Source organism: Streptomyces sp. NPDC006296 (assembly GCF_040613235.1).
Taxonomy (GTDB): domain Bacteria; phylum Actinomycetota; class Actinomycetes; order Streptomycetales; family Streptomycetaceae; genus Streptomyces.
Window position 1 is genome coordinate 142,941 of sequence record NZ_JBEXRT010000012.1, and the last position, 26,382, is coordinate 169,322.

The 26,382-nt window shown below is 74.1% G+C and carries 21 protein-coding genes, 1 pseudogene and 1 riboswitch; of the genes and pseudogenes, 2 read left to right on the forward strand and 20 right to left on the reverse strand.

The genetic code is table 11. The features are described from left to right. Positions 1-96: 96 nt before the first annotated feature. The 4 genes from ABZ172_RS11500 to ABZ172_RS11515 all read right to left on the reverse strand — a co-directional run bounded on the left by ABZ172_RS11500 (position 97) and on the right by ABZ172_RS11515 (position 4,581). The gene (locus tag ABZ172_RS11500; protein ID WP_356882702.1) at positions 97-1,290 is read right to left on the reverse strand and encodes a PP2C family protein-serine/threonine phosphatase; all 1,194 of its coding nucleotides are present in this window, start codon (positions 1,288-1,290) and stop codon (positions 97-99) included. Between the two features lie 29 nt (positions 1,291-1,319). Then, a complete protein-coding gene (locus ABZ172_RS11505; protein ID WP_356882704.1) occupies positions 1,320-2,195 on the reverse strand; it encodes a GNAT family N-acetyltransferase in 876 nt (291 codons plus the stop codon). Positions 2,196-2,901: 706 nt separating this feature from the next. Continuing rightward, the gene (locus tag ABZ172_RS11510) at positions 2,902-3,816 is read right to left on the reverse strand and encodes an NAD(P)-dependent oxidoreductase (protein ID WP_356882706.1); all 915 of its coding nucleotides are present in this window, start codon (positions 3,814-3,816) and stop codon (positions 2,902-2,904) included. A gap of 48 nt (positions 3,817-3,864) precedes the next feature. Beyond that, a complete protein-coding gene (locus tag ABZ172_RS11515; protein WP_356882708.1) occupies positions 3,865-4,581 on the reverse strand; it encodes an adenosylcobinamide amidohydrolase in 717 nt (238 codons plus the stop codon). Between the two features lie 246 nt (positions 4,582-4,827). On the opposite strand from ABZ172_RS11515, the gene ABZ172_RS11520 reads away from it, so the two are divergent. Then, positions 4,828-5,805: a PRC and DUF2382 domain-containing protein gene (locus ABZ172_RS11520; protein WP_356882710.1), complete on the forward strand. Its 978-nt coding sequence runs from the start codon at positions 4,828-4,830 to the stop codon at positions 5,803-5,805. Between the two features lie 62 nt (positions 5,806-5,867). Here ABZ172_RS11520 and ABZ172_RS11525 read toward each other — a convergent pair whose 3' ends face one another. The 16 genes and pseudogenes from ABZ172_RS11525 to ABZ172_RS11600 all read right to left on the reverse strand — a co-directional run bounded on the left by ABZ172_RS11525 (position 5,868) and on the right by ABZ172_RS11600 (position 22,791). Beyond that, positions 5,868-6,713: an ABC transporter ATP-binding protein gene (locus ABZ172_RS11525; protein ID WP_356882712.1), complete on the reverse strand. Its 846-nt coding sequence runs from the start codon at positions 6,711-6,713 to the stop codon at positions 5,868-5,870. Then, positions 6,710-7,795, reverse strand: coding sequence for an iron chelate uptake ABC transporter family permease subunit (locus tag ABZ172_RS11530; RefSeq protein WP_356882714.1), 1,086 nt, complete (start codon positions 7,793-7,795; stop codon positions 6,710-6,712). Before ABZ172_RS11530 ends, ABZ172_RS11525 begins: the two co-directional genes overlap by 4 nt. Further along, entirely contained in the window at positions 7,792-8,838 is a 1,047-nt protein-coding gene (locus tag ABZ172_RS11535; protein ID WP_356882716.1) for an ABC transporter substrate-binding protein, read from the reverse strand. Before ABZ172_RS11535 ends, ABZ172_RS11530 begins: the two co-directional genes overlap by 4 nt. 56 nt (positions 8,839-8,894) lie before the next feature. Then, positions 8,895-9,082, reverse strand: a riboswitch (cobalamin riboswitch). An 84-nt stretch (positions 9,083-9,166) separates the two neighbouring features. Next, entirely contained in the window at positions 9,167-9,337 is a 171-nt protein-coding gene (locus ABZ172_RS11540; RefSeq protein WP_356882718.1) for a hypothetical protein, read from the reverse strand. Continuing rightward, on the reverse strand, positions 9,334-11,178 hold the full coding sequence (locus tag ABZ172_RS11545) for an acyl-CoA dehydrogenase (RefSeq protein WP_356882720.1): 1,845 nt from the start codon (positions 11,176-11,178) through the stop codon (positions 9,334-9,336). Before ABZ172_RS11545 ends, ABZ172_RS11540 begins: the two co-directional genes overlap by 4 nt. Positions 11,179-11,236: 58 nt before the next feature. Further along, a complete protein-coding gene (locus tag ABZ172_RS11550; protein WP_356882722.1) occupies positions 11,237-12,220 on the reverse strand; it encodes a carbohydrate kinase in 984 nt (327 codons plus the stop codon). A 129-nt stretch (positions 12,221-12,349) separates the two neighbouring features. Continuing rightward, positions 12,350-12,613 carry a type B 50S ribosomal protein L31 gene (locus ABZ172_RS11555; protein ID WP_356882724.1) on the reverse strand — a complete coding sequence of 88 codons (264 nt, stop codon included), beginning with the start codon at positions 12,611-12,613 and terminating at the stop codon, positions 12,350-12,352. 282 nt (positions 12,614-12,895) lie between these two features. Further along, positions 12,896-13,774 carry an ABC transporter substrate-binding protein gene (locus ABZ172_RS11560; protein ID WP_356882726.1) on the reverse strand — a complete coding sequence of 293 codons (879 nt, stop codon included), beginning with the start codon at positions 13,772-13,774 and terminating at the stop codon, positions 12,896-12,898. A 5-nt stretch (positions 13,775-13,779) separates the two neighbouring features. After that, positions 13,780-14,471: pseudogene (locus ABZ172_RS11565) on the reverse strand (GNAT family N-acetyltransferase). Between the two features lie 101 nt (positions 14,472-14,572). Beyond that, positions 14,573-15,484 carry a YihY/virulence factor BrkB family protein gene (locus ABZ172_RS11570; RefSeq protein WP_356882728.1) on the reverse strand — a complete coding sequence of 304 codons (912 nt, stop codon included), beginning with the start codon at positions 15,482-15,484 and terminating at the stop codon, positions 14,573-14,575. A 120-nt stretch (positions 15,485-15,604) separates the two neighbouring features. Next, positions 15,605-15,922: a cupin gene (locus ABZ172_RS11575; RefSeq protein WP_356882730.1), complete on the reverse strand. Its 318-nt coding sequence runs from the start codon at positions 15,920-15,922 to the stop codon at positions 15,605-15,607. 32 nt (positions 15,923-15,954) lie between these two features. Next, positions 15,955-17,592, reverse strand: coding sequence for an alpha-amylase family glycosyl hydrolase (locus ABZ172_RS11580; RefSeq protein WP_356882732.1), 1,638 nt, complete (start codon positions 17,590-17,592; stop codon positions 15,955-15,957). Between the two features lie 107 nt (positions 17,593-17,699). Next, a complete protein-coding gene (locus ABZ172_RS11585; protein ID WP_356882735.1) occupies positions 17,700-18,647 on the reverse strand; it encodes a carbohydrate ABC transporter permease in 948 nt (315 codons plus the stop codon). Between the two features lie 15 nt (positions 18,648-18,662). Further along, entirely contained in the window at positions 18,663-19,625 is a 963-nt protein-coding gene (locus ABZ172_RS11590) for a sugar ABC transporter permease (protein ID WP_356882737.1), read from the reverse strand. Positions 19,626-19,712: 87 nt separating this feature from the next. Beyond that, positions 19,713-21,119, reverse strand: a complete 1,407-nt coding sequence (locus tag ABZ172_RS11595; protein ID WP_356882739.1) for an extracellular solute-binding protein — start codon at positions 21,117-21,119, stop codon at positions 19,713-19,715. A 487-nt stretch (positions 21,120-21,606) separates the two neighbouring features. Next, entirely contained in the window at positions 21,607-22,791 is a 1,185-nt protein-coding gene (locus ABZ172_RS11600) for a S8 family peptidase (protein ID WP_356882741.1), read from the reverse strand. Between the two features lie 347 nt (positions 22,792-23,138). On the opposite strand from ABZ172_RS11600, the gene ABZ172_RS11605 reads away from it, so the two are divergent. Further along, positions 23,139-26,336: an alpha-L-rhamnosidase gene (locus ABZ172_RS11605; protein ID WP_356882743.1), complete on the forward strand. Its 3,198-nt coding sequence runs from the start codon at positions 23,139-23,141 to the stop codon at positions 26,334-26,336. Positions 26,337-26,382: the final 46 nt, after the last annotated feature.

Sequence of the window (26,382 nt, forward strand, 5' to 3'; positions counted from 1 at the left end):
GCCGCCCCAGGCGATCGGCCGGGACGAGGACGGCGACGCCCTCTTCGACGCCCGGGACCCACGACACCCGGCCACCGCCGGTGCCGGCGAGGACGGTCAGGGGGAGGGCCGCTGTGCCGCCGTGGTCCCGGGGGGATCCGCGGCGCCCCCGCACTGCGACGGCCTGTTGAGGACGAGCACGGCGACGTCGTCCCGGCGCACTCCGCCGGCGAAGTTCTGCAGATCGCCCCGCAGCGCCTCCAGGACCTGTTCCGGGTCGTGGTCCGCCCAGCGGCCGAGCCGCTCGTCGAAGGGGTAGAAGTCACCCGTCGCGTCGCGGGCCTCGGTGACCCCGTCGGTGAGCACGATCAGGGTGGCGCCCTGCGGGAAGGCGACCCATTCCGCGGCTCGCGCCTCACCGGCGAGCTCCGCCATGCCCAGGGGGACGGAGGTCCGGTGCAGGGCGACCACCGAGGCCGCGCCGTCCCGTAGGAGCCGCGGTGCCAGGTGCCCGCAGTTCACGACCCGCACCCGGTCGCTCCCGTCGAATCCGAGCACCAGCGCGGTGACGAAGCGTTCGGCCTCCCCGGTCTCGGCGGAGAAGGCGTTGTGCCGGACGACCGCGTCCTCGACCGAGTCGGCCACCGCGATGAGGTCGGACTCCCGCACGGCCGCCTCCCGGAACGCGCCGAGCGCCGCGAACCCGGTCCCGATGGCGGGCAGCCCCTTGCCCTGCACGTCTCCGATGATCACCCGGGTCCCGTGGGGCGACTGCACCACCTCGTAGATGTCCCCGCCGACGAAGCGGTCCTCCTCGATCGGCTCGTAGAGGCCGTGGGCACAGATCTGCCGCGTGATGATGGGCAGCGGGCGCAGGATCTGCCGCTGGAGCGCGACGGCCGCCGAGCGCAGCCGTGCCACCTCGTTGGCGTGCCGTATGCGCGCGGCGCAGGCGAAGACGCCGAGAGAGCTGGCCAGTGCCGTGAAGCCGACGAGGAAGAGCACGCCCCAGAAGGAGCTGTTCGAGGCGATCCGCGACGCGGCGACGACCGCGGTGACCCAGACCGCGACGGCGGTGGTCTGCCGCACCGTGCAGAAGACCGAGGCCAGTGCGGGCAGGACCACCAGCAGGGGGATGAGGGGGACGTCGCTGCCGGTGAAGGCGTCCAGGGTGACGACCACGGCGGTCAGCAGGACGAGCCACAGGGCGAGCGCCCCGTTGCCGATCCGGGAGGCGCCCGCGGTCGCCTCTCCCCCGTCCGCCCCGGGCGGCGACCACCCGCGCGCCTCCGACGAGCGCCGAAGTCGCATGACCACGGCACGCCTCCCGCCTTTCGTCCCTAACGCCCCATGTGTTCCAAACTACCCGCCCCCCGGCCCCGGGTCCTGGCGTCGGCGCCCCTGGCCGCGTCCGCCGGGACGACCGCCGACAGGAAGGCGGTCCTGCGGCGCAGGGTGAAACCGAGGGATTCGTAGAGCCGGACGGCCGAGGTGTTCGATGCGGCGGCGTGCAGGAAGGGCGTCTCGCCGCGCTCCCTGATGACGTGGGCCACCGCCCTGACGAGACGCGACGCGAGCCCCTGGCCGCGTACGGAGTCGTCGGTGCAGACGCCGCTGATCTCGGTCCAGCCGGGCGGGTGCAGCCGCTCCCCGGCCATGGCGACGAGCACGCCGGACCGGCGGATGCCGAGGTAGGTGCCGAGCTCGACGGTGCGGGGCAGGAACGGCCCCGGCCGGGTGCGCTCCACCAGGGCCAGCATCTCCGGGACGTCGGCCGGACCGAGGAGCCGGGCCTCCGGATCGGGTACGGCGTCCACGGTGCCGTCCACCAGCTGGACGCCTTCGGCATGGAAGACGATCTCCCAGTCGGCGGGCGGGGGCTCGCGGAAGGCGGTGAGCGTGACGGCCCGGCCGGGGCCCGCGAGCGCGGCCACGTCGGCCCAGTCCTGGGCGTCCGGCGCGTCGGGCAGGGCCACCCAGGGGGTGACGTCGGGGCCGTAGCGCAGGACGCGGCCGCGCCGCTCGGCGAACCGGGCGTGCGGACCGGTGAGCGAGCTGCGGACGGGGTTGTCCAGCGGGTGGGGCGCTCCGGTGACCGCCCCGGAGCCGGCGGGGCCAGGCCCGGCGGACGAGCCGGGCGCGGCGGGACGCGGCACGGACGGATCTGCGGCGCCCGGGAGGGACGGGTCCGCGGACGGGGATGTGGCCTCGGGCATGGGTGCTCTCACTCCGGTCGATATCGGCGGCCGACGACAGGGGTGGAAGGCGGGACGGCCCCGTCCCTATTCCCGGACCGCCCGTCCGTGCACCCGCGTGTCATAGCCGAGGAGGTGTCCGCGGGGCGCGGAGGCGGGGCGCGGACACGGGGCTCCGACGCAGGGCGCAGACCTGCCGGTGCCCCGCCGTGCGGAACAGGACGGACGCGCAGGACGGCCGTCCGGCCGAACTGCCGTCCGGCCGAACTCGCCGTCCCCGGACGTGCCCTCGAGCGGGTGAGCGAGCAGCTCGCCGACGAACGGGCGGGCAGGCGAGGCCGGCGTAAGGGCAGGTGAGGGGCCGGGCGGTGACGCTGGTCCCGCACCGCGTGCCGGGCGCGGACGGAGGCACGCGCCCGCCGGACCGGCGGCGCGTCGTCGGCGCGGTGCGACGGGCCGCAGGACCGGTCGTGGAAGACGCGGCCGGCGGTGCGGTGGGGGCGGATGCCGGTGTGCGGGGCAAGGTGCGGGATACGGCCCCAACTGGTCTCCGCCTGTGGCACTCTGGAGGCGACCGCCCCACCGGGCTCCCCCGTACCGGTGGGGCGGTTCTGTGCGTCCCGGTGCTCCACCCGCCCGGGGACCGCCCCGTCGGAGCCCGGGAGTTGCCGCCGCCGGCCCGTCCGGCGGCCCTCCCGGCCGACGTCCCCGTGCTCCGTCGAAGTGATCAGTCGCGGGGCGGTCCTGCGGCGGGGCGGCCGGCGTAGTAGGTGGCGATCATGTCCTGGCCGCCGTGTCCGGCCGCCTCCGCCCGGGTGAACCGTTCGGCGGAGGCGGCGACCAGGTCGAGCGCCACCCCGGCCGCTCCGGCGGCGTCGAGGATCAGCCGGGAGTCCTTGAGCGCGGTGGAGAGCGCGAAGCTCGGGCTGAGGTCCCCGGAGAGCACCGCCGCGGACTTGCCCTGGAGGTACGGGGTGTCCAGCGGCCCGCCCTTCACCGCGTCCAGGAAGAGCCGCGGGTCGAGGCCGAGGCCCTCGGCGAGGTTGAGGCACTCGGCCACGCTGTTCACCAGGTTGATCACCCAGGTGTTGGCGACCAGCTTGAGCCGGGTGGCGGCTCCCGGCTCCTCGCCGACCCACACGGTGCGCTGCCCGATCGCCTCCAGGACGGGCTGCACGGTCGTGCGGGCGTCCGAGGGTCCGGAGACGAACACGGTGAGCGTGCCCTGTTCGGCGGGCTGCTTCGTGCCGGAGACCGGGGCGTCGAGGTAGACGAGTCCCAGTCCGGCGGCCCGGCCGACGAGCTCGGTCGTGGCGTCCAGGCCCACGGTGGAGCTCTGCAGCCAGACCTGCCCCGGCCGCAGACCGGGTGCGGCGGCGGTGAGGGTGGCCGCCACGGACGGCCCGTCGTTCAGCGCGGTCAGGACGACGTCGGCTCCGCGCACGGCGTCCTCCGCCGTGTCCGTGACGGTGGCGCCGAGGGCGGCCAGCGGCTCGGCCCTGGACCGGGTCCGGTTCCAGGCCCGGACGGGCAGCCGCTCCCTGAGCAGGCTGCGGGCCATCCCGGACCCCATGATCCCGGTGCCCAGGACCGCGACGGTCGGTGTGCCCGGGCCGGCGCCGGCGGGGGATGCGGTGGTCATCGGGAGGTTCCCTTCGTCGGTGCGGCCCGGTCCCCGGACCGGCGGGTCTCAAGAGTGCCGCAGCGCGCTCTCCAGCACGGCGCGGTGCACGGCTCTGGCGAGTCGCGCGCCCCAGACCGAGCGCGGTCCGGCGAACGGTTCGCCCGGCCGTCCTCCGGGGTCGGGCGCGGCGACGCACACGGCGTCCGTGGGGGTGCCGGAGCAGTCGAGTCCGGCGTCCAGGAGTGCCTGGACCTTCGCTTCGGTGGCGGTGGCGACGGCGTTGACCAGGGCCGCGTCGGAGAGTGCCACGGGGAGGGTGACGACGATGTTGACGGTGCCGGGCGGCAGCGGGCCGGCCGCGCCGCCGGCCGGTGAGGCGGCCCATCCCCGGACACCGAGGCCGCTGGTCACGGTGGCGGTCGCCCCGTCGTCGTCGGCGACCGTGCGGGCGGTGACGTCGGCCGCGGTCATCAGCCCGGCCCCCGGGCCGTCGAGCGCCTCGGCGGCCGCGATCTCCGCGAGGTGCCGGGCGGGGTCGAGCCGGGGGTAGCCACCGGGGACCTGGGCGTTCAGGATCCAGGCGCGCGGCCCGATCCCGCCGCCCAGCACGGCGCTGCTGCACACCCGCCAGCCGGGTCCCAGCCGCCAGACCAGGTGGTGCAGTGCGAGGCCGTCCTCCCGCCTGGCCAGCAGCTCGCCGCGCTGCCGGGGCGGACGGGTGCCCACCGATCCCACGAGGCACCCCCTGACGAGCCGGCCGGCGGTCGGCGGCGCGTCGATCATACGGCCGGGCCGGGGGCCGTACGTCCGCTGCGCCCGGGCGAGTGCTCACTCGAATGGCGTAACCCAGGGAGCGGTCCGCCAACCGCGTGGATCCGGGCCGCCGCACCCGCCCGGCGGCCCGGGGCCCTGTCCCCCGCCCGTGCCGGGAGGTTGCACCGTCCAACCGGGTGAGGCGCGATGGAAGCCGGACGCGCCTCCTCTGCCGGACCCGACCGCAGGACGCGCCCGGGCGAGGAGGGATCGGCCATGGGAGCCGCTGACGGTTTCACGGATTCCGGAGAACTCGACGGTCTGACCGTCTACGACAGCGACGGGGAGAAGGTCGGCACGGTGGGCCGGGTCTACGTCGACGACGACACCGGCAAGCCCGACTGGATCACGGTCAAGACCGGCATGTTCGGCATGAAGGAGAGCTTCGTGCCGCTGGCCGGGGCCCGCCGGGTGGGCTCCGACCTGCACGTCTCGCACGCCAAGGAGAGCGTCAAGGACGCTCCCCGGGTGGACGCGGACGCGCACCTCTCCGTCTCGGAGGAGCAGGAGCTCTACCGGCACTACGGGATGACCAGGAAGGGGACCGCCGAGGCCGGCGCGGGCGGTGACGGACGCACGACGTCCGGGACCGGCACCGCGGCCATGGGTGCGGCAGGCGCGGCCGGCACGGCCCGCTCCGGACGCGCCGAGGAGACCGGCACCACCACGGCCGGCATGGGCACCGCCGGTGCCGGCACGGGCAGGCACCGGGACACGGAGGCCACCGCCGCCTCGCGGCCGCTCGCGGGTGCCGGAGCCGAACGCTCCGCCGCCGGCACCGGCCGGGAGGAGATGGTCAGGTCCGAGGAGCAGCTCCAGGTCGGGACGGAGGAGTACGAGAGCGGGAGGGCCCGCCTGCACAAGTACGTGGTGACGGAGAACGTCACCCGGACCGTGCCGGTCTCCCACGAGGAGGTGCGCGTGGTGCGCGAGCCCCTGCAGCCGGGCGAGCGGGGAGCCGCGCGGAGCGAGCTCGGCGAACAGGACGTCGAGGTCACCCTGCACGCCGAACGAGCCACCGTCCACAAGGAGGCGGTCCCCGTGGAACGGGTCCGCCTCGAGACCAGCAAGGTCACCGAGCAGAAGGAAGTGTCCGCGGAGCTCCGCAAGGAGAAGATCGACTACGCGGACGGCAAGGACACGGGCAGCGACAAGGACATGGGCGGAGAGTACGGCCAGGGACGTCGTCGCTGACCTGACCCCTCACACAGCGGCGACAGGCCGTGCGACACCGGCGAGGGGCGGACCCGGGAGGTTCACGGGCCCGCCCCCTCGTCGTTGCCCCGGTATGCGGGGACGGCCGCTCCGGGCAGGAAGCGCACCGAGGGGCGCCCGCCGGGTCCCTCCGGTGCGACCGACGCGCGCACCCGGTACACGTCGGCGATGAGTTCCTCGGTGATCACCTCCGAGGGCGTCCCGGCGGCCACCACCCGGCCCTCCTTCATGACCGTGACCCGGTCGCAGAACATCGCGGCCAGGTTGAGGTCGTGCAGCGCGAGCACCGCGGTCACGGGGAGCTCGGCGACCAGCGAGAGCAGTTCCAGCTGGTGCTGGATGTCCAGGTGGTTGGTGGGTTCGTCGAGCAGGAGTTCGCGGGGCCGCTGGGCGAGCGCGCGGGCGATCTGGACGCGCTGGCGCTCGCCGCCGGACAGGGTGTGCCAGGACTGCGCGGCGCGCCCCGTGAGCCCGGTGCGCGCCAGGGCCTCGCGCACGGCCTCCTCGTCCTCGGGTCCGGAGGCGGACCAGGCGCGCCGGTGCGGGATGCGGCCGAGCCGTACGACGTCCAGGACGCTCAGGTTGACCTGGGTGACGGCGTGCTGGTCGACGACGGCGACACGGCGGGCCACGGCCCGCCGGCCGGTCTCGGCGAGCGTGCGGCCGTCGAGGGTCACGACTCCGGTGCCGGGGGTGAGCACGCCCGCCATCACCCGCAGCAGCGTGGTCTTGCCGGATCCGTTGGGTCCGAGGAGCCCGACCGTGGCGCCGGGCGGCGGGGCGATGCTCACCCCGTCCAGGAGGAGGCGTCCGCCGGCCTCCCTGCTGACCCGTTCGGCCCGCAGGCCGTCGCCGGGGACGGCCGTCCGCCGCGCGTCGCGGGTCATGCGCTCCTCCGGGTGCGGTGCAGGATCAGGACGAACACGGGCACGCCGATGAGCGAGGTGACCACCCCGACCGGGACCTCCTGGGGGTCGAGGACGGTCCTGGCCAGGGTGTCGACCCAGACCAGGAAGACGGCTCCGGCGAGCGCGGTCACCGGCAGCAGTCTGCGGTGTCCCGCTCCGGTCAGGGCGCGGGCGGCGTGCGGCAGGACGAGGCCGACGAAGCCGATGGCGCCGGCCGAGCTGACGAGGGCGGCGGTCAGCAGCGCGGTCGTGCAGAGCAGCACGATCCGGGTGCGGGCCACGTGCACGCCGAGGGCGGCCGCCGCGTCCTGCCCGAAGGCGAAGGCGTCGAGGGTGCGGGCGTGGCCGAGGCAGATCAGCAGGGTCGCGGCCAGCACGGCCGCGCAGGTCCCCACATCGGTCCAGCCGACCCCGCTCAGCGAGCCGAGCAGCCAGAACAGCACGCCCCGGGTCTGTTCCGCGTCGGCGGCGGTCATCACGACGAACGAGGTGAGCGCGGAGAACAGCTGCATGGCGGCGACCCCGGAGAGCACGACCCGGTCGGTGGATCCGCCGAGGGTGTGGCTGAGCAGCAGCACCAGGGCGAACGAGCACAGCGCCCCGGTGAAGGCGCCGCCCGCGACGGACACCGCTCCCCCGCCGACGCCCAGGACGACGACCACGACCGCCCCGGTGGACGCCCCCGAGGACACGCCGAGGACGAACGGGTCGGCGAGCGGGTTGCGGAGCAGCGACTGCATGACGGTGCCGCACACCGCGAGTCCGGCCCCGCACACCGCGGCGAGCAGGGTGCGGGGCATGCGCAGGTTCCAGATGATGCCGTCGCGGACGGGGGTCAGCCGTCCCTCGCCCAGGCCGAGGTGCGCGGCCACCGCGGACCACACGTCCGGGACCGAGATCCGGGCCGGGCCGATGGTCACGGCGACCGCGACGGACAGGAGCAGCAGGACGATCCCGGCGCCCCACACGAGCCCGTCGCGCAGGAGCCGCGGCGCGGCGGCCGGCGGTGCCGGGGGCGGTGGCCGGAGCGCGGTGTCCGGGGCGGCTTCGGTCCTCGTCACCCCGTCAGTCCGAACGCGCGCAGCCCCGCCGCGACGCGCTCGACGCCTTCCACGGTCCGGACGGTCGGGTTCATGGCCTGACCGCTGAGCAGGATGTAGCGCTTGTGGCGGACGGCGTCCAGGTTCTTCGTGGCGGGGTTGGACTCCAGGAACTCGATCTTCTTCGCGGCGCTCTCCGCCGTCTGGGACTTGCGGGTCAGGTCGCCGATCACCAGGACGTCCGGATCACGGTCGGCGACGGTCTCCCAGTTGATCTGGGGCCATTCCTCGTGCGTGTCGTCGAAGACGTTCTTCGCGCCGAGTTCGCCGGTGATGATCCCGGGGGCGCCGCAGCAGCCCGCCAGATAGGGGGCCTCCGCGTTGGCGAACCAGTAGAGCAGGGTGGTGTCGGAGGCGTCGATGTCCGCGGTCGCCTTCGTGATGCGTTCCCGGAGGCTGTCGATCAGCTTCTCGCCGCGCTCGGGTACGCCGAACACCTTCGCCAGATCGCGCACTTCGCCGTAGACGCCGTCCATGGTCAGGGGCGTGGTGCGGGAGCCGTCGCTGCTGCCGGTGTTGTCCTTGCCCGCGCAGTCGGTGGGAGAGAGGTACGTCGGCACGCCGAGCTCCTCGAACTGCTCGCGGGGCGCCACGCCGCCCTTGCCGAGCGTCGACTCGAACGACGCGCTGACGAAGTCGGGTTCCGCGGCGAGGACCTTCTCGGAGGAGGGCTGGTTCTCGGCGATCCGGGGGACCGTGGCCTCGTCCTTCTCCAGGCCGTTCATCACCGGGTCCGTCCAGTTCGCGGTCCCGGCGAGCCGGCCGCGGAGGCCGAGGGAGAGCAGGATCTCCGTCGACCCCTGGTTGAGGGACACGGCGTGGCGCGGCGCCGCGTCGACGGTCACCGTGCGGCCGCAGTTCCGGAGTGTCACGGGGAAGCCGTCGGCCGAGCCCTTCGGCGCGGCGCCGTCGGACGGGCCGCCGCCCGGGCCGCAGGCGGAGAGGAGCAGAAGTCCCGTGACGAGCAGGGCGGTTCGGCGTGCGGTGCTGGCTATGGGGGGCACAAGGTCCTCGGCGTCTCTGGGCTCATGCGCGGAGCCCGGTACGGAGTTCCGCTCCCGGTGCGGAAGCGGGTGCCAGCAGGTCTTCGGACTCGGGTTCGTCCGGACGGGGCGCCTTCCCGGTGCACCCGAGGGTGTCCCAGTGGCCGTGGCCCCGCCCGTTCCCCTCACCGCTGCGCGTCAGCTCCGGATTCGCACCGGATTCCCTGACTCCCTGGGGAGTGTGACTGGCGCCTGCAAGCTATCACGCGGCGTGTCGCCGGCCTCGGGGGCCGTCGCCGGCCGGGCGGGACCGGTCCTGGCGCCCGGCCGGCGACGGCTGCCGCACGGGTCAGCGCCCGGGGTGAACCGATTCGCCGCCGGCGGTGTGCGGCCGGTGTTCCCGGCGGGCGAGCACAGCCGTCGTCCCCCAGTAGGCCAGCAGGACGGCGCGCAGGCCCAGGATCTCCAGGCGTCCGGCGATCCGGCCGCAGCTCGTGCGCTCCGGGCGCGGGGCGCTCACCGGGCGTCCGCCGCGGCGGAGTTCCAGGGGCCCTCGGGGTCGTCGTAGGCGTCGGCGTAGCCCGGACCGGCGATCGGCCAGTCGGCGAGCAGCGCCTCGGGCAGGGCGAAGGAGTCGGCGAGCCGCGGGGCGTGCGCGGCGACGGCCGCGATCAGTTCCTCGGCCTCGTGGGCCAGCTCCCCGACCTGATCGGCGTTCAGCAGGCCGGCGGCCAGCAGGTCGCCGCTGCTGCGGGCCACCCGTTCGACGGCGAACAGCCGCTCCAGCTCGCCCAGCCGCTGTTTCGCCTCCCCCTCGGGGAGTGCGGCGCGGGCCTCGGCGTAGGCCGCGGCGGCCTCCCGGTGGGCGTAGGCCTCGACCCCGCGCAGGGCCGGGCCCGAGACGGCGTTCCAGCGTCCGAGGGCGTCGGCGTCGGGGGCCCGCGAGGCGCGCTCCCTGGCCCGGACGAACCAGATGTCCTGGACCGAGGCGAGGAGTGCGCCGAGGAAGCGGGGGTCGGAGAGGTCGCCGGTGTACGGGGGCAGGACGTCCGCGCGGCCCGGTTCGGCGGCGAAGAGCATGTCGGCGGCGGCCCGGGCGTAGAGGGCGATGTTGTCGCCCTCCGCGGTGATGGCCCCCTCCACTCCCGTGACGAGTTCGGTCATGCCGTTGTTCTCCAGCAGCGCCTGCGCACCGCAGCGTTCACGGCTCTCGACGATGACCTCGCGCGCACGCCAGGTGATCCAGGCCTTGGCGACGTCGACCAGCGTCCCCGCCCGGGTCCTGGCCTCCTCGTCCGTACAGGCCTCCCAGCGCTCCTGGGCCCGCCGGTGGAGCAGGGTCATGGCGAAGACGGTGGCCATCGCCGAGGCGAGCGGGCCGTGGTGCGTCCGGTGGGCGTTGACCGGGACGGGCGGGGCGCCGCGGGTGCCGGAGATCATCCGGTGGCCGCCGTAGCGGACGGCCACGGCGAGGGTGGCGCGGGCCGAGCCGGCCGCGCAGGCGCTCATGGCGATCCGGCCGGGGGTCACCCGCCCGATCGAGGCCAGGAAGCGCCGGCGCCTGTCCCCCGGTCCCGTCCTGAACTCCCCCGGGGCGCCGCTCTCACCGTCGGGATCCAGCAGCGCGTCACGCGGCACGAAGAGCCGGTCGAACGCGGTCAGGCAGTGGTCCACGGGACTGCCCATCCGGGCGGGGAGCAGCCGCACCCGGACGCCGGGGAGCGCCCGTTCGTGGTCGGTGAGCGGCACCAGGAAGAGGCGCACCCCGTGGTCCGCGCCGTCGGCCACCAGGCGCGCCGCGACCAGCCCGGTCTTGGCCCCGCCCGCGGGGCTCGTGTTGGGCATGAACTTCTGCGCGCCCGCGTTCGGGGTGTGCAGGACGAACCCGTCCCGTTCCCGGTCGTACGTCGCCGTGGTCTCCATCGCCGCCGCGTTGTTGCCGTGGGCCACCTCCGTGCAGAGGAAGGTGCCGATGCTGCGCATCGCCAGGTGGTCCGACAGGTCGCGCCGGCCGGCCGGATCGTGGTCCAGGAGGCTGCCGAGGAAGAGGTTGTAGTGGATGCCCGCCACGGTGGTCAGCGCGGGGTCGACCGGGCCGAGCCAGGCGTGCAGGGCGGCCAGCGCCCTCGGGTCGGCCGCGAGCCGCGCTCCGCTGTCGAGGCTCCGGTTGAGGATCCGCAGGCGCTCGTAGGCGAGGGCCAGCCGCTCCTCGGGCGTCCCGCCGGCGGGACGGCGGAACGGTTCTGTGCTGATCAGCCGCTGCCAGAAGCCGTGTTCACGGCGGAAGTCCGGACCGAGGAGTACGCCGGTCAGAAGATCGGTCGTGGACGGTGGGGCGGTGTCGGTAAGGGTCACGGTCATAACGAAATCAACGACCGGGGTACGGGCGAGGACACCCTCCGGGGAGGTGTCCGCACCGTCACGGCGTACGCCCGGACGGCGGTGCCGGCGGGGGCCGGTGACGGCCGGACCCGGCGTCCAGGGCGGCGTCCAGCTCGCCCCGGTCGGGAGGCAGGGCGCCGGCCCGCGCGACGGTCACCGCGGCCGAGGCCGACGCACGGCGCAGCACGTCGTCCAGGACCGCGGCGTCCAGGGTGCGCAGCCGCGCGCGGCCGGGCGCGCCGAGCAGCCCGTGCGAGGCCAGGGCGTCCAGGGCGCCGGACATGAAGGCGTCGCCGGCCCCGACGGTGTCGGCGATCCGGACGGGCGGTGCGGCGACGCTCACCGAGGAGTCCGGCAGGAACGCCGTCGCGCCCGCCGCGCCCCGGGTGACCAGGACGACCGCGGGACCGGACCGCAGCCACCGCCGGGCCGCGTCCTCCGGTGCCTCGTCGGGGTACAGCCACCGCAGGTCCTCGTCGCTGGCCTTGACGACGTCGCTGAGCGCGGCGCAGTCCTCGGCCCGGCGCACCGCGCGGGCGTGGTCGCCCATCAGCGCGGGCCGCACATTGGGGTCGTAGCTGACGGTCGCCTCCTCCCGGAGGGACCGGACGAGCTCCAGGACGGTGGAGGCGCCGGGCTCCAGGGCGGTGGCGACGGACCCGGTGTGGACGTGCCGGGGCGGTTCCCCGGTGCGCTCGACCGGGCCCAGCGTCCAGGTGATCTCGAAGGTGTACGCGGCCCGGCCCGCGTCGTCGAGCAGGACCGTGGCGGTGGGGGTGGCCGCGCCGCTCCCGTCCGTCAGCACCCGCACCCCGGCCGACGCGAGGTGGTCCGCGACGAGCCGTCCTCCGGGGTCCGCGCCGAGCTGGGTCAGCAGGGTGGTCCGCCGACCCAGCCGGGCCAGTCCGCAGGCGACGTTGGCGGGGCTGCCGCCGGGATGGGTGCGGTCCGGTGCGCCGGGCAGCCGGACGATGTCGGCGACGCATTCGCCGATGACCAGCAGGGCGGGGCCGTCGGGCATGGGGCGGTCTCCTGGTGGGCTCGGGCGGGCGGTCCGTCCGGCACGGCTGCCACGGGACGCACCGCTGTCACGGGACGTACGGCCCGCCCGATTCTGCCCCGGGGACGGGCGGTGGAGGAGACCCGGGGCTCAGGAGGCGTCCTGGTCCCCTCCGCCGCCGTACCGCCGCTCGAACCGGGCGACCCGGCCCTCGGTGTCGACGACGCGCGCCTCGCCCGTGAAGAACGGGTGGCTCTCGGCGGAGATCTCCACGTCGACGACCGGGTAGGTGTTGCCGTCGTCCCAGTCGATCGTCCGCTCGCTGGAGGCGGTGGACCGGGTCAGGAAGGCGTACCCGGCGGCACGGTCGCGGAAGACCACGGGGCGGTACGACGGGTGCTTGTCCTGCTGCATCTGCGCTCCTGGAAGTACGGGGGATCTCACGTCCCGGCTCCGGGCCAGCCTCGCCAGGCGGGGCGCACCGCGCGATCCGGGGCGTCCGTACGGAGCAGGCGGCCGCCGCCGCTCCGGGGACCCGCAGGCCGTACGCACGGGGCCCACCGGTCGTACACGCGGGACTCCGTCGGCCGTACACCCGGGGAGCCGAAAGCCGTACGCACGGGGAGCCGGAGGCCGTACGCACGGGGACCCGCCGCGTCACGCGGCGGGCCCCCGGGGACGAGATGACGGTGGTCCTCAGGTGCCGGCCGTCCCCTCCAGGGCGTCCGCCACCCGGGCGAGGAAGCGCGCGTGGGCCTGCGGGCTGCACACGGGTTCCGGGTTCCAGGCCACGGTGCGCACGCGGTGCCGGGCCGGCTCCCAGGCGGGGGCGGTGACCTCGCCGAGCGGGAGCGCGTGGGCACGGATGTCCGACAGGACGATGCCGGGTCCCAGGGCGGCGACGGCCTCCCAGCCGAGCGTGGCCCAGTTGACGCCCGCGCTCTCGGGCGGGGAGACCATGCCGACCCCCAGCTCGGCCAGCACGCGCAGCTCGGGCCACATCTGCGGACGGGCGGCGTACGCCTCCTCCTGGCCGGCGGGCGAGAGGGCCAGGACCCGGGTGCCGGGCGCGGCGCGGACGGCCGCGCGGAGCCGCTCGCGGGTGGCGTGCAGGGCGTCCGTGGCGTCCGGTGCCGGTGCGCCGCCCAGCGAGCGGGCGAGCTCGGCGAACCGCTCGGCGACCCGGTCCAGGGTGCGCGCCTGGCCCACGTCGACCACGACGACCGGGACGCGCTCCTCCAGGTGCTTGGCGGTGTCCGGGTCCAGTCCGTAGAGCTGGCCGTGGCCGTAGCTGACGGCGACGACGAGGTCCGGCCCGCCGCGTAACAGCGTGTCCACGTCCAGGTCGTCCCCGGCGCCCCGGTAGTCCACCGAGTCCAGCGGGAGGGTGCCCGTCTTGGCGCGGTCGGGCTCGGGCCCGTCGTGGCCGGAGCCGAAGATCCCCTCCGGGTGTATCCCGTGGTCCCACAGCGTCGCTCCCGCCTGGACGTACGCGAGCACCCTGGAGGGCCGGCGCCCGGCGCTCACCAGCCGGCCCCGGTCGTCCGCGAAACTCCACGCGCTCTGCTCGGTCATGCCGCTCACCTCTCCGAACCGGCGGCCGGGGCCGTCTCCCCGGCTCGCCCTCCCCTACCTGCCCAACTCGCGGGTTCCACACCCTCGGTGGATCGCCCCAGGTAGGTGAGCGGACCGGGGTCGGGCACGTCGATCACCCGGAACCCGAGCCGGTCGTAGAAGGCCCGGGCGGGGTGTTCGCCGTCAGCATCGACAGGTGGACGGCCGGTACGCCCCGACGGTGCAGGGCGTGCAGGAAGGTGACCGTCAGCTCCCTGCCGTGCCCCTTGTGCTGCCAGCGGGGCAGCAGGTCGATGTGCAGGTGCGCGGGGTGCTCCGCCAGCTCCGGGAGGATCATGCGTTCGGGGCGGTGGAGCAGGGCCGCCATGGACTCGGCGGGCGTCCGCGGGTCACCCCCGGGTGCGGGGAAGCGTGCCGCCACCCGGGGCAGCCAGACCTGGCGGAAGCCGGCCGCGAACCGCTCGGTGTCGGCGGTGCCCAGGACGTAGCCGACCGCGCGTCCGGAGCCGTCGTCCAGGACGAAGACCAGCTCCGGCTCGAGGTGGGCGTAGGGCTCGGCGAAGAGTGCGGACATCAGCCCGGGGTCGGGGTACAGGTGCGTGCTGTCGCCGCCGTTGTCGGCGGTGCGGACGCAGATGTCCGCGAGGGCCTCCCGGTCGGCGGGCCGGTAGGGGCGTACGTGGGCGCTCCGGTTCATCGCCCCGTCCTGAGGCTCTGGGAGCGCTCCCACAAGGCCCCGGCGGCCCACACGGCCCCGGAGCTCTCAGGGGGCCGCCGTCCACGAGGGCCCCGCGGCCCTCAGGGGGCCGCGCGCGCCGCGTTCTCCTCGGCGCGGGCCAACTCGACGTTGAACTGGGCGCCGATCAGCAGCGACAGATTGGTGAACCAGATCCAGATCAGGAAGACCACCAGGCCGGCCAGCGAGCCGTACAGCCGGCTGTAGCTCCCGATGTGGGTGGCGTACAGCGCGAATCCCGCGGAGGCCACCAGCCAGAGGAACGCGGCGAGCACCCCGCCGGGCAGCCCCTGCCGGAGTCCGCGCGCGGTGCGCGGACCGGTGTTGAAGAGGCCCACGATGAGGCAGGCGACCAGGCAGAGCAGCACCGGCCACTTGAGTCCCGCCCACAGCGTCTCGCCGGCCTGCGCGACCCCCAGGCGGCGGCCCAGCCAGCGGGCCAGCGGGCCGGTGAGCACCAGGGCGAAGGCGCTGGCCATCAGCAGGACGAGCAGGCCGACGGCCGAGGCCACGATGATGTGCGCCTGGCGCAGCGGGGGCCTCGTGTCCTTGACCCGGTGCATGGCGTGCATGGCCCGGCGGAAGACCGCCAGATAGCTCGACGCGGACCAGACGGCGCTCACGCTGCCCGTCACGACGAGGAGCCAGACCGCGCTGCGCTCGTGGGTGGCGGCCTCCAGGGGCCGGCGCAGCGCCGCACCGGACTCGGCGGGTGCGAAGGCCGTGATGTCGGCGATCAGGGCGTTGGTGGCGCTCGGATTGGCCAGGCCGATGACCGACACCGTGACCAGGAGCGCCGGGAGCAGCGCGAGGATGGCGTAGTAGGTCAGCGCCGCGGCCCAGTCGGAGACGTCGTCGTTCCACAGGGACACGGGGGTGCGGCGCAGAGCGGTGTGCCAGGTGCCGGGCGCCGGCGGCTCACCGGCCGGCTGCGCGGTCGGTTCGGCGACGGGTTCGTCGGTCCTGCTGGGCACGCGGGGTCTCCGGGGGACGTAGGAAAGGGTGACGGGCAGGACGGCGCCGCCGGTGTGCCGGCGGCCCTGCAGTGTCCCTTTCTCTCATGCCTCGGTTCCGCGGGTGTACTCCAGGTCCGTTCAGTCGTTCACGGCGGTGAGCAGCACGACCGCGTCCTCCAGCGCCAGCACCCCGTGCCGCTCCTGCGGGAGGGGGTGCAGGACGCCCGCCGCGAGGTCCACGTCCCCGGAGCCCGCGGTGACCCGGACCGCGCCGCGGAGCACCTGGAGCGAGGCGGCGGGGGGTGCGTTGTGCTCGTCGAGGGCGGTGCCCCCGGTGAGCGCGATCACCGCCTGCCGCAGCGGCCGCCGGCGCAGCAGCAGGTGCGCGCTGCGCCCGTGCGGATCGGCCCGGGCCGCGGCCAGGTGCTCGTCGGCGAGAACGTCGAGATCGTCCATACGCCCACTGTGCCGCAGCCCCGGGCTCCGCGCTATCGCGTCCGGCGCAGCCAGGCCGCGGTGTCGTCCGGCAGCAGGCCGCCGCCGTCGAGCGGGCCGCTGGTCAGCAGGATCTCGTCGTGCGCGGGGAGACGGATCGGCCCGCCGGAGAGGTTGACGACACACGTCAGTCCGTGGCCGCGGGTGAACGCGAGGACGCCGGGGTCCGACGGGAGCCAGTGCAGCGGGGCGTCGGCGGGCTCGCGGGGTGCGGAGGCGAATCCGGGTGCGGAGCGGCGCAGGCGGAGCGCCTCGCGGTAGAGGGTGAGCATCGAGGAGGGATCGGCGCTCTGCGCGTCGGCGGCGTACGCGGACCAGGCCGGCGGCTGCGGGAGCCAGGGTTCGGCGGTGGAGCCGAAGCCGGCGTGCGGTTCCCCGGCGGACCAGGGCAGCGGGACCCGGCAGCCGTCCCTGCCCGGGTCGGTGCCGCCGGAGCGCAGGTGCATGGGGTCCTGGATGCGCTCCCGGGGGATGTCGGCCTCCGGAAGTCCGAGCTCCTCGCCCTGGTAGAGGTAGACGGCGCCGGGCAGCGCCAGGGAGAGCAGGGCCGCCGCCCGGGCCCTGCGGGTCCCGAGCTCCAGGTCGGTGGGGGTGCCGAAGGCCTTGGCCGCGAAGTCGAAGCCGGTCTCCGCGCGTCCGTAGCGGGTGACGGTGCGGGTGACGTCGTGGTTGCACAGCACCCAGGTGGCGGGGGCTCCCACCGGGGCGTGCTCGGCGAGGGTGCCGTCGATGGCCGCGCGCAGCGCCCCGGCGTCCCAGGGGCAGGTCAGGAAGGTGAAGTTGAAGGCGGTGTGCAGTTCGTCGGGCCGCAGGTAGCGGGCGAAGCGCTCGGGGTCGGGGAGCCAGACCTCTCCGACGAAGATGCCGTCGTACCGGTCGGCGACGGCGCGCCAGGAGCGGTAGATGTCGTGGAGTTCGTCGCGGTCGACGTAGGGGTGCGGGTCGGTGCCCTCGACGAAGTCGGGCAGGGCCGGGTCCTTGGCGAGCAGTGCGGCGGAGTCGATCCGGACACCGGCGACGCCCCGTTCGAACCAGAAGCGCAGGACGTCCTCGTGCTCCCGGCGGACCTCGGGGTGGGCCCAGTTGAGGTCGGGCTGCTCCTGGGCGAACAGGTGCAGGTACCACTGGCCGTCGGCGACCCGGGTCCACGGGGTGCCGCCGAACTCCGAGACCCAGTCGTTGGGCGGGATCTCCCCGTGGTCGCCGCGTCCGTCCCGGAAGTGGAAGAGCTCGCGCTCGGGGCTGCCGGGGGCGGCGGCGAGCGCCGCCCGGAACCAGCTGTGCCGGTCGGAGACGTGGTTGGGGACGATGTCGACGACGGTGCGGATGCCGAGTTCCCGGGCCTCGGCGATGAGCTTCTCCGCCTCGGCCAGGTGGCCGAAGGCGGGGTCGATGACCCGGTAGTCGGCCACGTCGTAGCCGCCGTCGGCCAGCGGGGAGAGGTACCAGGGGGTGAACCACAGCGCGTCGACGCCCAGTTCGACGAGGTAGGGCAGCCGGGACCGCACTCCCGCGAGGTCGCCCGTGCCGTCCCCGTCGCCGTCGGCGAAGCTGCGTACGTAGATCTGGTAGACGGCGGCGTCGCGCCACCAGGGTGCGGTGGTGTCCTCGGTCGGGCGGATGGCTGCCACGGGGCGTTCCTTTCGGGCAGGTGGGGCTCCGCCCCCGGCCCGGACGCGGGTCGCGCGGTAAGGCCGGCGGCGGAGTGCTGGTGGGAGGCGGGTGGTGCGGGGTGGTGTCAGCCCTTCAGGCCGCCCGCGGTGAGCCCGCCCATGATGTGGCGCTGGAAGAGCAGGAAGATCAGCAGCGTCGGGACGGACGCGATGGTGAGCGCGGCGATGAGGACGTTCTGCGGCACCCCGTTGGACAGCGAGTAGATGCCGACGTTGAGGGTCTGCTTCTGCGGGTCGGGCAGGGTGAGCATGGGCCAGAGGAAGTCCTTCCAGACCCCGACGACCGCGAAGATGGAGACGACGCCGAGGACGGGACGGGAGAGCGGCAGGACGACGGAGCGCAGGGTGCGCAGGGGTGAGGCTCCGTCGATGGCCGCGGCGTCGAGGAGTTCGCCGGGCACGGAGTCGAAGAACCGCTTCAGCAGGAAGATGTTGAACGCGTTGGTGACCGACGGGAGCCAGATCACCCAGGGCGAGTCGAGCAGGTTGCGTGCGAACAGCGGCACGTCGAGGACCGTGAGGTACTGCGGCACGACCAGGACGGTCGCCGGGATCATCAGGGTGGCCAGCATCATGCCGAGCAGGGCCTTGCCGAACAGCGGGCGCAGCTTGGACAGCGAGTAGGCGGCGGCCACGTCGAGCACGAGCTGGAAGGCGAGCGCCCCGAACGCGTAGTAGAGCGTGTTGAGGAGCAGCCGGGCCAGGTCCATGACGGTCCACGCCTGGGAGTAGTTCTCCGGGTGGAGCGAGGTGGGGAAGGCGGTGGGCGGGCTCTGGACGACCTCCTGGGTGGTCTTGAGGCCGCCGGTGACCATCCAGTACAGGGGGCCGAGGAAGACCAGGGTGAAGCCGGCCGTCACCAGGACGAGGACGATCCGGTAGACCGCCTTGCCGCGGGGCCGGGCGAGCTGGGCCGGGGAGATCAGGGTCCGGCGGCCTCGGTCCTCCTCCCGGCGGCGGGCCCGGCGTCCGCTGCCGGGTCCCGGCCGGGAGGCGAGCGTGTGCGATGCCATCGTGGTGCTCCCGTCCTAGTCTTCGCTGCTGCGGCTGAGGCGTACGTACACCGCGGAGAAGCCCGCGAGGACGACCAGCAGGAGGAGGCCGAGGGCCGCCGCTCCGCCGTAGTTGTTGAAGTTGAAGGCGTACTGGTAGATGAGGTACACGACGGTCGTGGTGGAGCCCTCCGGGCCCGCGCCGTTGGTGAGCAGGAACGGTTCGGTGAACACCTGCATGGTCGCGATGACCTGCATGAGCAGCAGCAGCGACAGGATGAGCCGGGTCTGCGGGACGGTGATGTGCCAGATCTTGCGGAACAGCCCGGCGCCGTCGAGTTCGGCCGCCTCGTACAGCTCCCCGGGGATGCCCTGGAGGGCGGCGAGGTAGATCAGGGTGGCCCCGCCCATGTTCATCCAGGTGGAGGCGATGACGACGGAGAGCATGGAGGTGCCGGGGTCCTGGAGCCACTGCTGGGCGGGCAGGTGGAGGACGTCCAGGATGCGGTTGAAGAGTCCGTGACCGGGGTCGTAGAAGTACTTGAAGAGCAGGACCGAGGCCACCGGCGGCAGCATGACGGGCAGGTAGACCAGCAGGCGGAGGTAACCCTGCGCGTGCCGGAGCTCGTTGAGGAGGACGGCGACGGCGAAGGGCACCACGAAGCCCATCAGGAGCGCCAGGCCGGTGAAGAGCAGGGTGTTGCGCCAGGCCTGTCCGAACGCCGGGTCGTTGAGGACGTAGCTGAGGTTGGACCAGCCGGCCCAGGTCGTCTCGCCGTCCTCGGTCCGCTGGAAGGCCAGGACGAACTCCCTGCCCATCGGGTACCAGGAGAAGAAGGCGAAGCAGAGGACGGCTCCGATCAGGAAGCCGTGCGCCGTGAGGTTGCGGCGCAGCGCGCGCACGAACTCCGCGCGGCCGGAGTCCGGTCCGGTGGGCCGTGGCCGGTGCGCGGGCGGCGGGGCGCTGGTCTTCCCGCCGGACAGGGTGGGGGCCGACATGGTCTCTCCTCGGTGCCGGTGCGGTCGCTCGCGTACGGACGGTCCGGATGCGGGCCGGGCCCGCCCGGCCCGGCTCCCCGTGGTCCGCTACGGCTGGGCCAGGATCTGGTCGACCTGCTGTGCGGCGGTGTCCAGCAGCCGGTCGATGTCGGCGTCCCGGTTGGTGAGGACGGCGGACATCGCGTTGTCGAGGATCTTGTAGATCTCCTGGGCCTTCGGCGGCTCGGCCCTGCCGGGGACGGGGTGGTCCATGAAGGCCTTGAAGTTCTCGACGGGCATGGTGGCGTGGGCGGCGCGGTCGGCGTCGTCCTTCTTCTTGCTCTCGCCGGTGAAGAAGTTCGGCTGCGGGAGCCCCACGGGCAGCCGGTCGGTCTTGGTGCGGGCCCAGTCGAACTGCCCCTGGCCGGGGGTCAGGTTCTTGAAGTTCAGCCAGGCGACGGCCGCCTTGATCGTGTCGGGCGAACTGCCCTTCTTGATCATGTAGTTGTTGCCGCCGAAGAGCGTGCCCCGGGCGCCGGGAATCGGGCCGAGTCCGAAGTTCTCGTACTCCGCGCCGAGCTGCTGCACCATGTAGGCGATGTCGTCGGGTGCGGCGAGGAACATGCCGAGCTTGTCCGTGGCTATCTGCTTCTGCAGATCGCCCCACTTCAGCAGCTGGGTGCTGCCCATGCTGTCGTCCTCCCAGCGCATGTCGTGCAGGTGCCGGAGGACCTGCCTGCCCGTGTCGTCGTCGAACGCGGCCTTCCTGCCGCTCGCGTCCACGACGTCCCCGCCCAGGGCGTACTGCGTGGCGGTGAAGTGCCAGCCGCCGTTGTTGCCGGCGCTGTACTCGCCGAAGCCCGCGATGTCCGGGCCCAGTGCGGCGATCTTCCGGGACGCCGTGCGGACCTCCTCCCAGCTCGCGGGCGGGGTGTCGGGGTCCAGTCCGGCCCGGGTGAACAGCTTCCGGTTGATCAGCAGGCCCATGGTGTAGTTGCTGGTCGGCAGCGCGTAGAGCCTGCCGTCCTTCCGGGCGACGTCGAGCACCTGCGGCTGGATGTCCTTCAGCGCGGGGACGGTGATGTCGGTGACGTACGCGGAGATGTCCTCGGCTCCGTCGTTGTCGAGCACCTGCTGGAGGTCGGTGAAGTACGCGTAGAAGACGTCCGGCTGCGACCTGCCCTTGAGCATCGCCGTGAACCGCGGCGGCTCCAGGCACTGGCCGGGCGTCGACCTCCCGTCGATCCTGACCTCGGGGTAGGTCCGGTTGAACGCCCTGACGTCCTCCTTCCACTCGCGCAGCTCCGCCGCCTTGGCCGCCGGCGGCATGCAGTCGATCGTCAGCGTCACCTTCGTCCCGGGGTCGAGCGGCGCCGCGGGGTCGGACGATCCACTGCCGGAGCCGTCGCCGCCGCCGCTGCTGCTCGTGCCGCAGGCGGCGAGGGCGGCCAGGGCGAACGCGGTGACGGCGGCGGTGGAGGCGCGGCGGCTACGGCGAGATCCAGCACTTCTCATCGGTGGTCCCCTTCGGGCATGAGCGCGGAAGGCTCCGGCCGACTGTCTGCCGGGGCGCGGGACACTCAACCACCGGGCCCGGGCGAGTGCAATATCTCGCGCAGTTCTGGAAAATGTTTGACAGTTCTTCGCCGGTCACACGTCGCCGGAAGCCTCCGCCTCGACGGCGTACCGAGCACTTATGTACGCCCGCGACAGGGCCATCGGTACGCGCGGAGCGGCCGGACAGGCCTGCGTCGGATGCGACTGGCACGGACGCTTCGCTTCAAGTCGGCCGGGCTCGGGAACGCAAGAGTCGGACTTCCGCTTGCAAGCGATTACGCGCCGCCCGCCGGGCCCGGCGCGGAGAGCGGGGAGGCTGCCCCGCGACGGCGGCGTGGCGCCGCGCGCCGGGGAGGGCGCGGCACGGAGAGCCCCCGGCCCGGGGCACGACGAGGAGCGGGGCCCGCAGCAGGCGGGCCCCGCTCCGGTGGGACCGGGCCGGAGGTCAGAGACCGCCGGTGTACATGAGCCGGTCGGGCGAGCCGGAGCCCAGGCCGGTCAGGACGTCCGGGGTCGCCTCCTCGGCCAGCGCGTCGGCGACCTCCCGCGGCGACGCGTCGGGGTGCTGCTCCCGGTACAGGACGGCCGCTCCCGCGGCGTGCGGACTGGCCATCGACGTGCCGCTCAGCGTCGTGGAACCGCCGCCGAGCTTCGCGGACACGATGTCCACGCCGGGGGCGTAGAGCCACACACAGGTGCCCCAGTTGCTGAACGTCGCCTGGCGGTCCCGGTCGTCGGTGGCGCCCACCGCGAGCACACCGGCGGCGCGGGCCGGGGAGACGTCGCAGGCGTCCTGGTCCTCGTTGCCCGCGGCGACGACGGGCAGGGTGCCCCCGTCCGCGAGGGCGTCGAAGGCGTCGTCGACCGCGGCCGAGGCGGGGCCGCCCAGCGAGGCGTTGACCACGGCCGGCTGCTCGGCGTTCCGGGCGATCCAGTCGAGCCCGGCGATGATCCCGGCCCAGGTGCCCGAGCCCTCGCAGTCGAGCACCCGCACCGGCACGAGGGAGGCGGCGGGGGCGACGCCGTGGGTCGCCCCGGCGACGGTCCCCGCCACGTGCGTGCCGTGGCCGTTGCAGTCCTCGGAGCCGCGGCCGTCACCGATCGCGTCGTACCCGGCGCCCACCCGGCCGCCGAACTCACCGTGCGCGGACTCGATGCCGGTGTCCAGCACGTACGCCGTCACCCCCGCACCGGTGCCGTCGACGTCGTAGGCACCGTCCAGCGGCAGGTTCCGCTGGTCGATGCGGTCCTGGCCCCAGCTCGCGGCCACGGCGCGCTTCCCGCCTGCCGCCCCCGCCGCGGGCGGCGAGACGGACGCCTCGCTGTTCTCCTCGACGGCCTGGACGCCCGCCGTGCCGCGCACCTGCTCCAGCTGCGCGGACGTGAGGGAGGCCGCGAAGCCGTGCAGGACCTCGCTGTACGTGAAGAGGGCGCTGACCCCGAGCTGTTCGGCCACGGCGGCCGGCTTCTGCCCGGGAGCGAGGGTGACGATGTACTGGCCGGGGACGGCGCGGGCGGACTTCTGCACCGGTACGAGGGGCTCGGCGGTGTCGGCGGCGGCCGTGGTGGTGCCGATCAGCGGGGCGATCAGCAGCAGAGCGGCCGGTGCCCAGCGGGCGCGCAGGCGCATGCGTTCTCCCTTGGGTGGAGGAGCGGATCGCGGACCCGTCAGATCCGCGACGTGCGAACACCTGACCTTTCGTCCACATCACCCACGGGCCTGAGCCACCGTCAGCCGGACAGCTCAACGGCCGGCGGCCGGACGGGCCCGGCCGGCCCGGCGCATGAAAGGTTTCAAGACCCCCCGACCGGACGATAGGCCCTCGTTCGCGGAAGCGTCAACGCCTCACACCGCAGCCCTGCGCGCACCGAACCGAGGAACGCACGATCGCGACAGAACTATTGACAGGGCCCGATCAAGACTCTAGCTTCACTGGACTGAAACGATTCATCACCGCATCGTTACGGAGCCGCGTTGTGATCAGCAGAAGACGACTGCTCAGCACCACCGTCGCCACCGCCGCGCTCGCCGCGGTGTCCGCCCCCACCGCCGGGGCGGACGGGCGGTCGCGGGCGGCGGCCGGCCGGGCTCGGGTGACCGGGCCGACGGTCGAGTACGTGCGCCACCCGCTGGGCCTGGACACCCCGCGTCCCCGGCTGAGCTGGCCGGTGGCCTCGGACAGCCCGGGCACCGGCCAGACCGCCTACCAGGTGCGGGTGGCCACCGCCCCCGACCGCCTGGGGAAGCCCGACGTCTGGGACAGCGGGAGGGTGGAGTCCGGGCAGTCCCTGCTCGTTCCGTACGGCGGCCCCGAACAGGCCTCCCGCACGCGGTACTTCTGGTCCGTGCGGATCTGGGACCAGGACGGCAGGGCCTCCGCCTGGAGCGAGCCGTCCTGGTGGGAGACCGGGCTGCTGGAGTCCTCGGACTGGTCGGCGGACTGGATCACCCCGTCCGCCGCGCTGACCGCGACGCCCGCCCTGGAGGACACCGCGTGGATCTGGTTCCCGGAAGGCGATCCCGCCGTCGAGGCGCCCGCCGCCACCCGGTGGTTCCGCGGCCGGGTCGACGTACCGCAGGGTGTCACCCGGGCGCGTCTGGTGATGAGTGCCGACGACGGGTTCACCGCCCGGGTGAACGGCGTGACGGTGGCGCACACCGACGCGGACGGTCCCGCCGAGAACTGGAAGCGCCCGGTGCTCGTGGACGTCACGGAGCACCTCTCCCCCGGTTCCCGGGTGATCGCGGTGTCGGCGACGAACGCCGTCGCCGGCCCGGCCGGGCTGTTCGGGGTGCTGGAGCTGACCACGGCGGACGGAGTCGTCACGGCCGTCACCGGCGCCGACTGGCGGGCCACCGACCGGGAGCCGTCGGGGGACTGGGACTCCGACACCTACGACGACTCCGCCTGGGCCGCCGCCCGGGTCCTCGCCCCGTGGGGTTCGGGACCGTGGGGCGAGGTCCCGGTCGCGTACTCCCCCGCCTGCCTGCTGCGGCGGGAGTTCCGGCTGCGCGGCAAGGCCGTCGCCCGGGCCAGGCTGTACTCGACGGCCCTCGGCCTGTACGAGGTCACGCTCAACGGCGAGCCCGTCGGCGAGGACCGCCTCGCCCCGGGCTGGACCGACTACGACACGCGGGTCCCGTACCGGACGCACGACGTGACCGGTCTGCTGGCCGAGGGGGGCAACGCGCTGGGCATCACCCTGGCGAACGGCTGGTACGCGGGGAACATCGCCTGGTTCGGACCGCATCAGTACGGCGAGAGGCCGGCCGTGCTCGCCCAGCTGGAGGTGACCTACACCGACGGGTCCACACAGCGCGTGGTGTCGGGGAACGGCTGGCTGAGCGGCGCCGGGCCGGTGACCGGGGCCGACCTCATGTCGGGCGAGGAGTACGACGCCCGGCTGGAGAGCGACGGCTGGAACCGCACGGGGTTCGACGCGTCCGGCTGGCTCCCGGCGGACCGGGTCGAGGGCGTCACGGCGCGGCTCGTGGCCGAGGTGGACGGACCCTGCGCGGTCCAGCGGGAGCTGACGGCCCGGGAGGTGACCGAGCCGGAGCCCGGGGTGTTCGTGTTCGACCTCGGCCAGAACATGGTGGGCACCGCGCGCCTCACGGTGTCCGGACCGGCCGGGACGACCGTACGGCTGCGGCACGCCGAGGTCCTGAATCCGGACGGCACGCTCTACACCGCCAACCTCCGCACCGCGCGCGCCACGGACACGTACACGCTGAGGGGCGGAGGCCGGGAGACCTACGAACCGCACTTCACGTTCCACGGGTTCCGCTACGTCGAGGTGACGGGTTATCCCGGCACGCCGGGACGGGACGCCGTGGTGGGCCGGGTCATCCACACCTCGGCACCGTTCACCATGGACTTCTCGACGGACGTGCCCATGCTCGACCAGCTCCACAGCAACATCACCTGGGGGCAGCGCGGGAACTTCCTCTCCGTGCCGACGGACACCCCGGCGCGCGACGAGCGGCTCGGCTGGACCGGTGACATCAACGTCTTCGCACCGACCGCCACCTACACCATGGAGTCGGCGCGCTTCCTGACCAAGTGGCTGTACGACCTGCGCGACGCCCAGACGCCGGAGGGCGCCTTCACCAACGTCGCGCCGGACCTGCGGGACGTCGGCAGCGGCGCGGCGGGCTGGGGCGACGCCGGGGTCACCGTGCCCTGGGCCCTGTACCAGGCGTACGGCGACGAGCGGGTGCTGGAGGAGTCCTGGTCCTCGATGCTCGCCTGGCTCGGCTACCTGGAGGCGCACAGCACCGGGCTGCTGCGTCCGGCCGACGGCTTCGGCGACTGGCTCAACATCGAGGACGAGACCCCCAAGGACGTCGTCGCCACGGCCTACTTCGCCCACAGCGCCGATCTGGTGGCCCGGACCGCCGAGGTGCTGGGCAAGGATCCGGCGCCCTACCGCTCGCTGTTCGGCCGGGTGCGTGACGCGTTCCGGGCGGCGTACGTGTCCTCCGGCGGGCGGGTGAAGGGGGACACGCAGACGGCGTACGTGCTGGCCCTGTCCATGGACCTGCTGGCGGCGCAGGACCGCGGGCCCGCCGCGGACCGGCTGGTCGCCCTCATCGAGGCGAAGGACTGGCACCTGTCGACGGGCTTCCTCGGCACCCCGCGGCTGCTGCCCGTGCTCACGGACACCGGGCACACGGACGTCGCCTACCGGCTGCTGCTCCGGCGGACGTTCCCGAGCTGGGGCTACCAGATCGACCGGGGCGCCACCACGATGTGGGAGCGCTGGGACTCGATCCGGCCGGACGGGAGCTTCCAGGACGCGGGGATGAACTCCTTCAACCACTACGCGTACGGCTCGGTCGGGGAATGGATGTACGCGAACATCGCGGGGATCGCCCCCGGTGCCCCGGGGTTCCGGAAGGTCCTGGTCCGGCCGCGGCCGGGCGGCGGGGTGAACCGGGCCGAGGGCCGGTTCGACTCACGGTACGGGCCGGTCTCCACCCGCTGGGAGAAGGGCGCGGACGGCTTCGCGCTCCAGGTCACGCTGCCGCCGAACACGACCGCCGAGGTGTGGGTGCCGGGCGGTGACCGGCGGAGTGCGGACCGGGGGCACGCGGCCTTCCTGCGGCAGGAGGACGGGTGCGCGGTGTTCACGGTGGGTTCGGGCACCCACCGGTTCAGGGCACGCGCCTGACGGACGGCGCACCGGGGCCCGGGGGGACGGATCCGTCCCCCCGGGC

Coding starts and splice junctions, on each gene's coding strand:
- ABZ172_RS11515 (WP_356882708.1), bottom strand. CDS start 4,581: ATGATCGACGCGCCGCCGACCGCCGGCCGGCTCGTCAGGGGGTGCCTC.
- ABZ172_RS11545 (WP_356882720.1), bottom strand. CDS start 11,178: ATGACCGTGACCCTTACCGACACCGCCCCACCGTCCACGACCGATCTT.
- ABZ172_RS11600 (WP_356882741.1), bottom strand. CDS start 22,791: ATGCGCCTGCGCGCCCGCTGGGCACCGGCCGCTCTGCTGCTGATCGCC.
- ABZ172_RS11520 (WP_356882710.1), top strand. CDS start 4,828: ATGGGAGCCGCTGACGGTTTCACGGATTCCGGAGAACTCGACGGTCTG.
- ABZ172_RS11525 (WP_356882712.1), bottom strand. CDS start 6,713: ATGACCCGCGACGCGCGGCGGACGGCCGTCCCCGGCGACGGCCTGCGG.
- ABZ172_RS11560 (WP_356882726.1), bottom strand. CDS start 13,774: ATGACCGAGCAGAGCGCGTGGAGTTTCGCGGACGACCGGGGCCGGCTG.
- ABZ172_RS11590 (WP_356882737.1), bottom strand. CDS start 19,625: ATGTCGGCCCCCACCCTGTCCGGCGGGAAGACCAGCGCCCCGCCGCCC.
- ABZ172_RS11505 (WP_356882704.1), bottom strand. CDS start 2,195: ATGCCCGAGGCCACATCCCCGTCCGCGGACCCGTCCCTCCCGGGCGCC.
- ABZ172_RS11550 (WP_356882722.1), bottom strand. CDS start 12,220: ATGCCCGACGGCCCCGCCCTGCTGGTCATCGGCGAATGCGTCGCCGAC.
- ABZ172_RS11595 (WP_356882739.1), bottom strand. CDS start 21,119: ATGAGAAGTGCTGGATCTCGCCGTAGCCGCCGCGCCTCCACCGCCGCC.
- ABZ172_RS11555 (WP_356882724.1), bottom strand. CDS start 12,613: ATGCAGCAGGACAAGCACCCGTCGTACCGCCCCGTGGTCTTCCGCGAC.
- ABZ172_RS11510 (WP_356882706.1), bottom strand. CDS start 3,816: ATGACCACCGCATCCCCCGCCGGCGCCGGCCCGGGCACACCGACCGTC.
- ABZ172_RS11500 (WP_356882702.1), bottom strand. CDS start 1,290: ATGCGACTTCGGCGCTCGTCGGAGGCGCGCGGGTGGTCGCCGCCCGGG.
- ABZ172_RS11585 (WP_356882735.1), bottom strand. CDS start 18,647: ATGGCATCGCACACGCTCGCCTCCCGGCCGGGACCCGGCAGCGGACGC.
- ABZ172_RS11575 (WP_356882730.1), bottom strand. CDS start 15,922: ATGGACGATCTCGACGTTCTCGCCGACGAGCACCTGGCCGCGGCCCGG.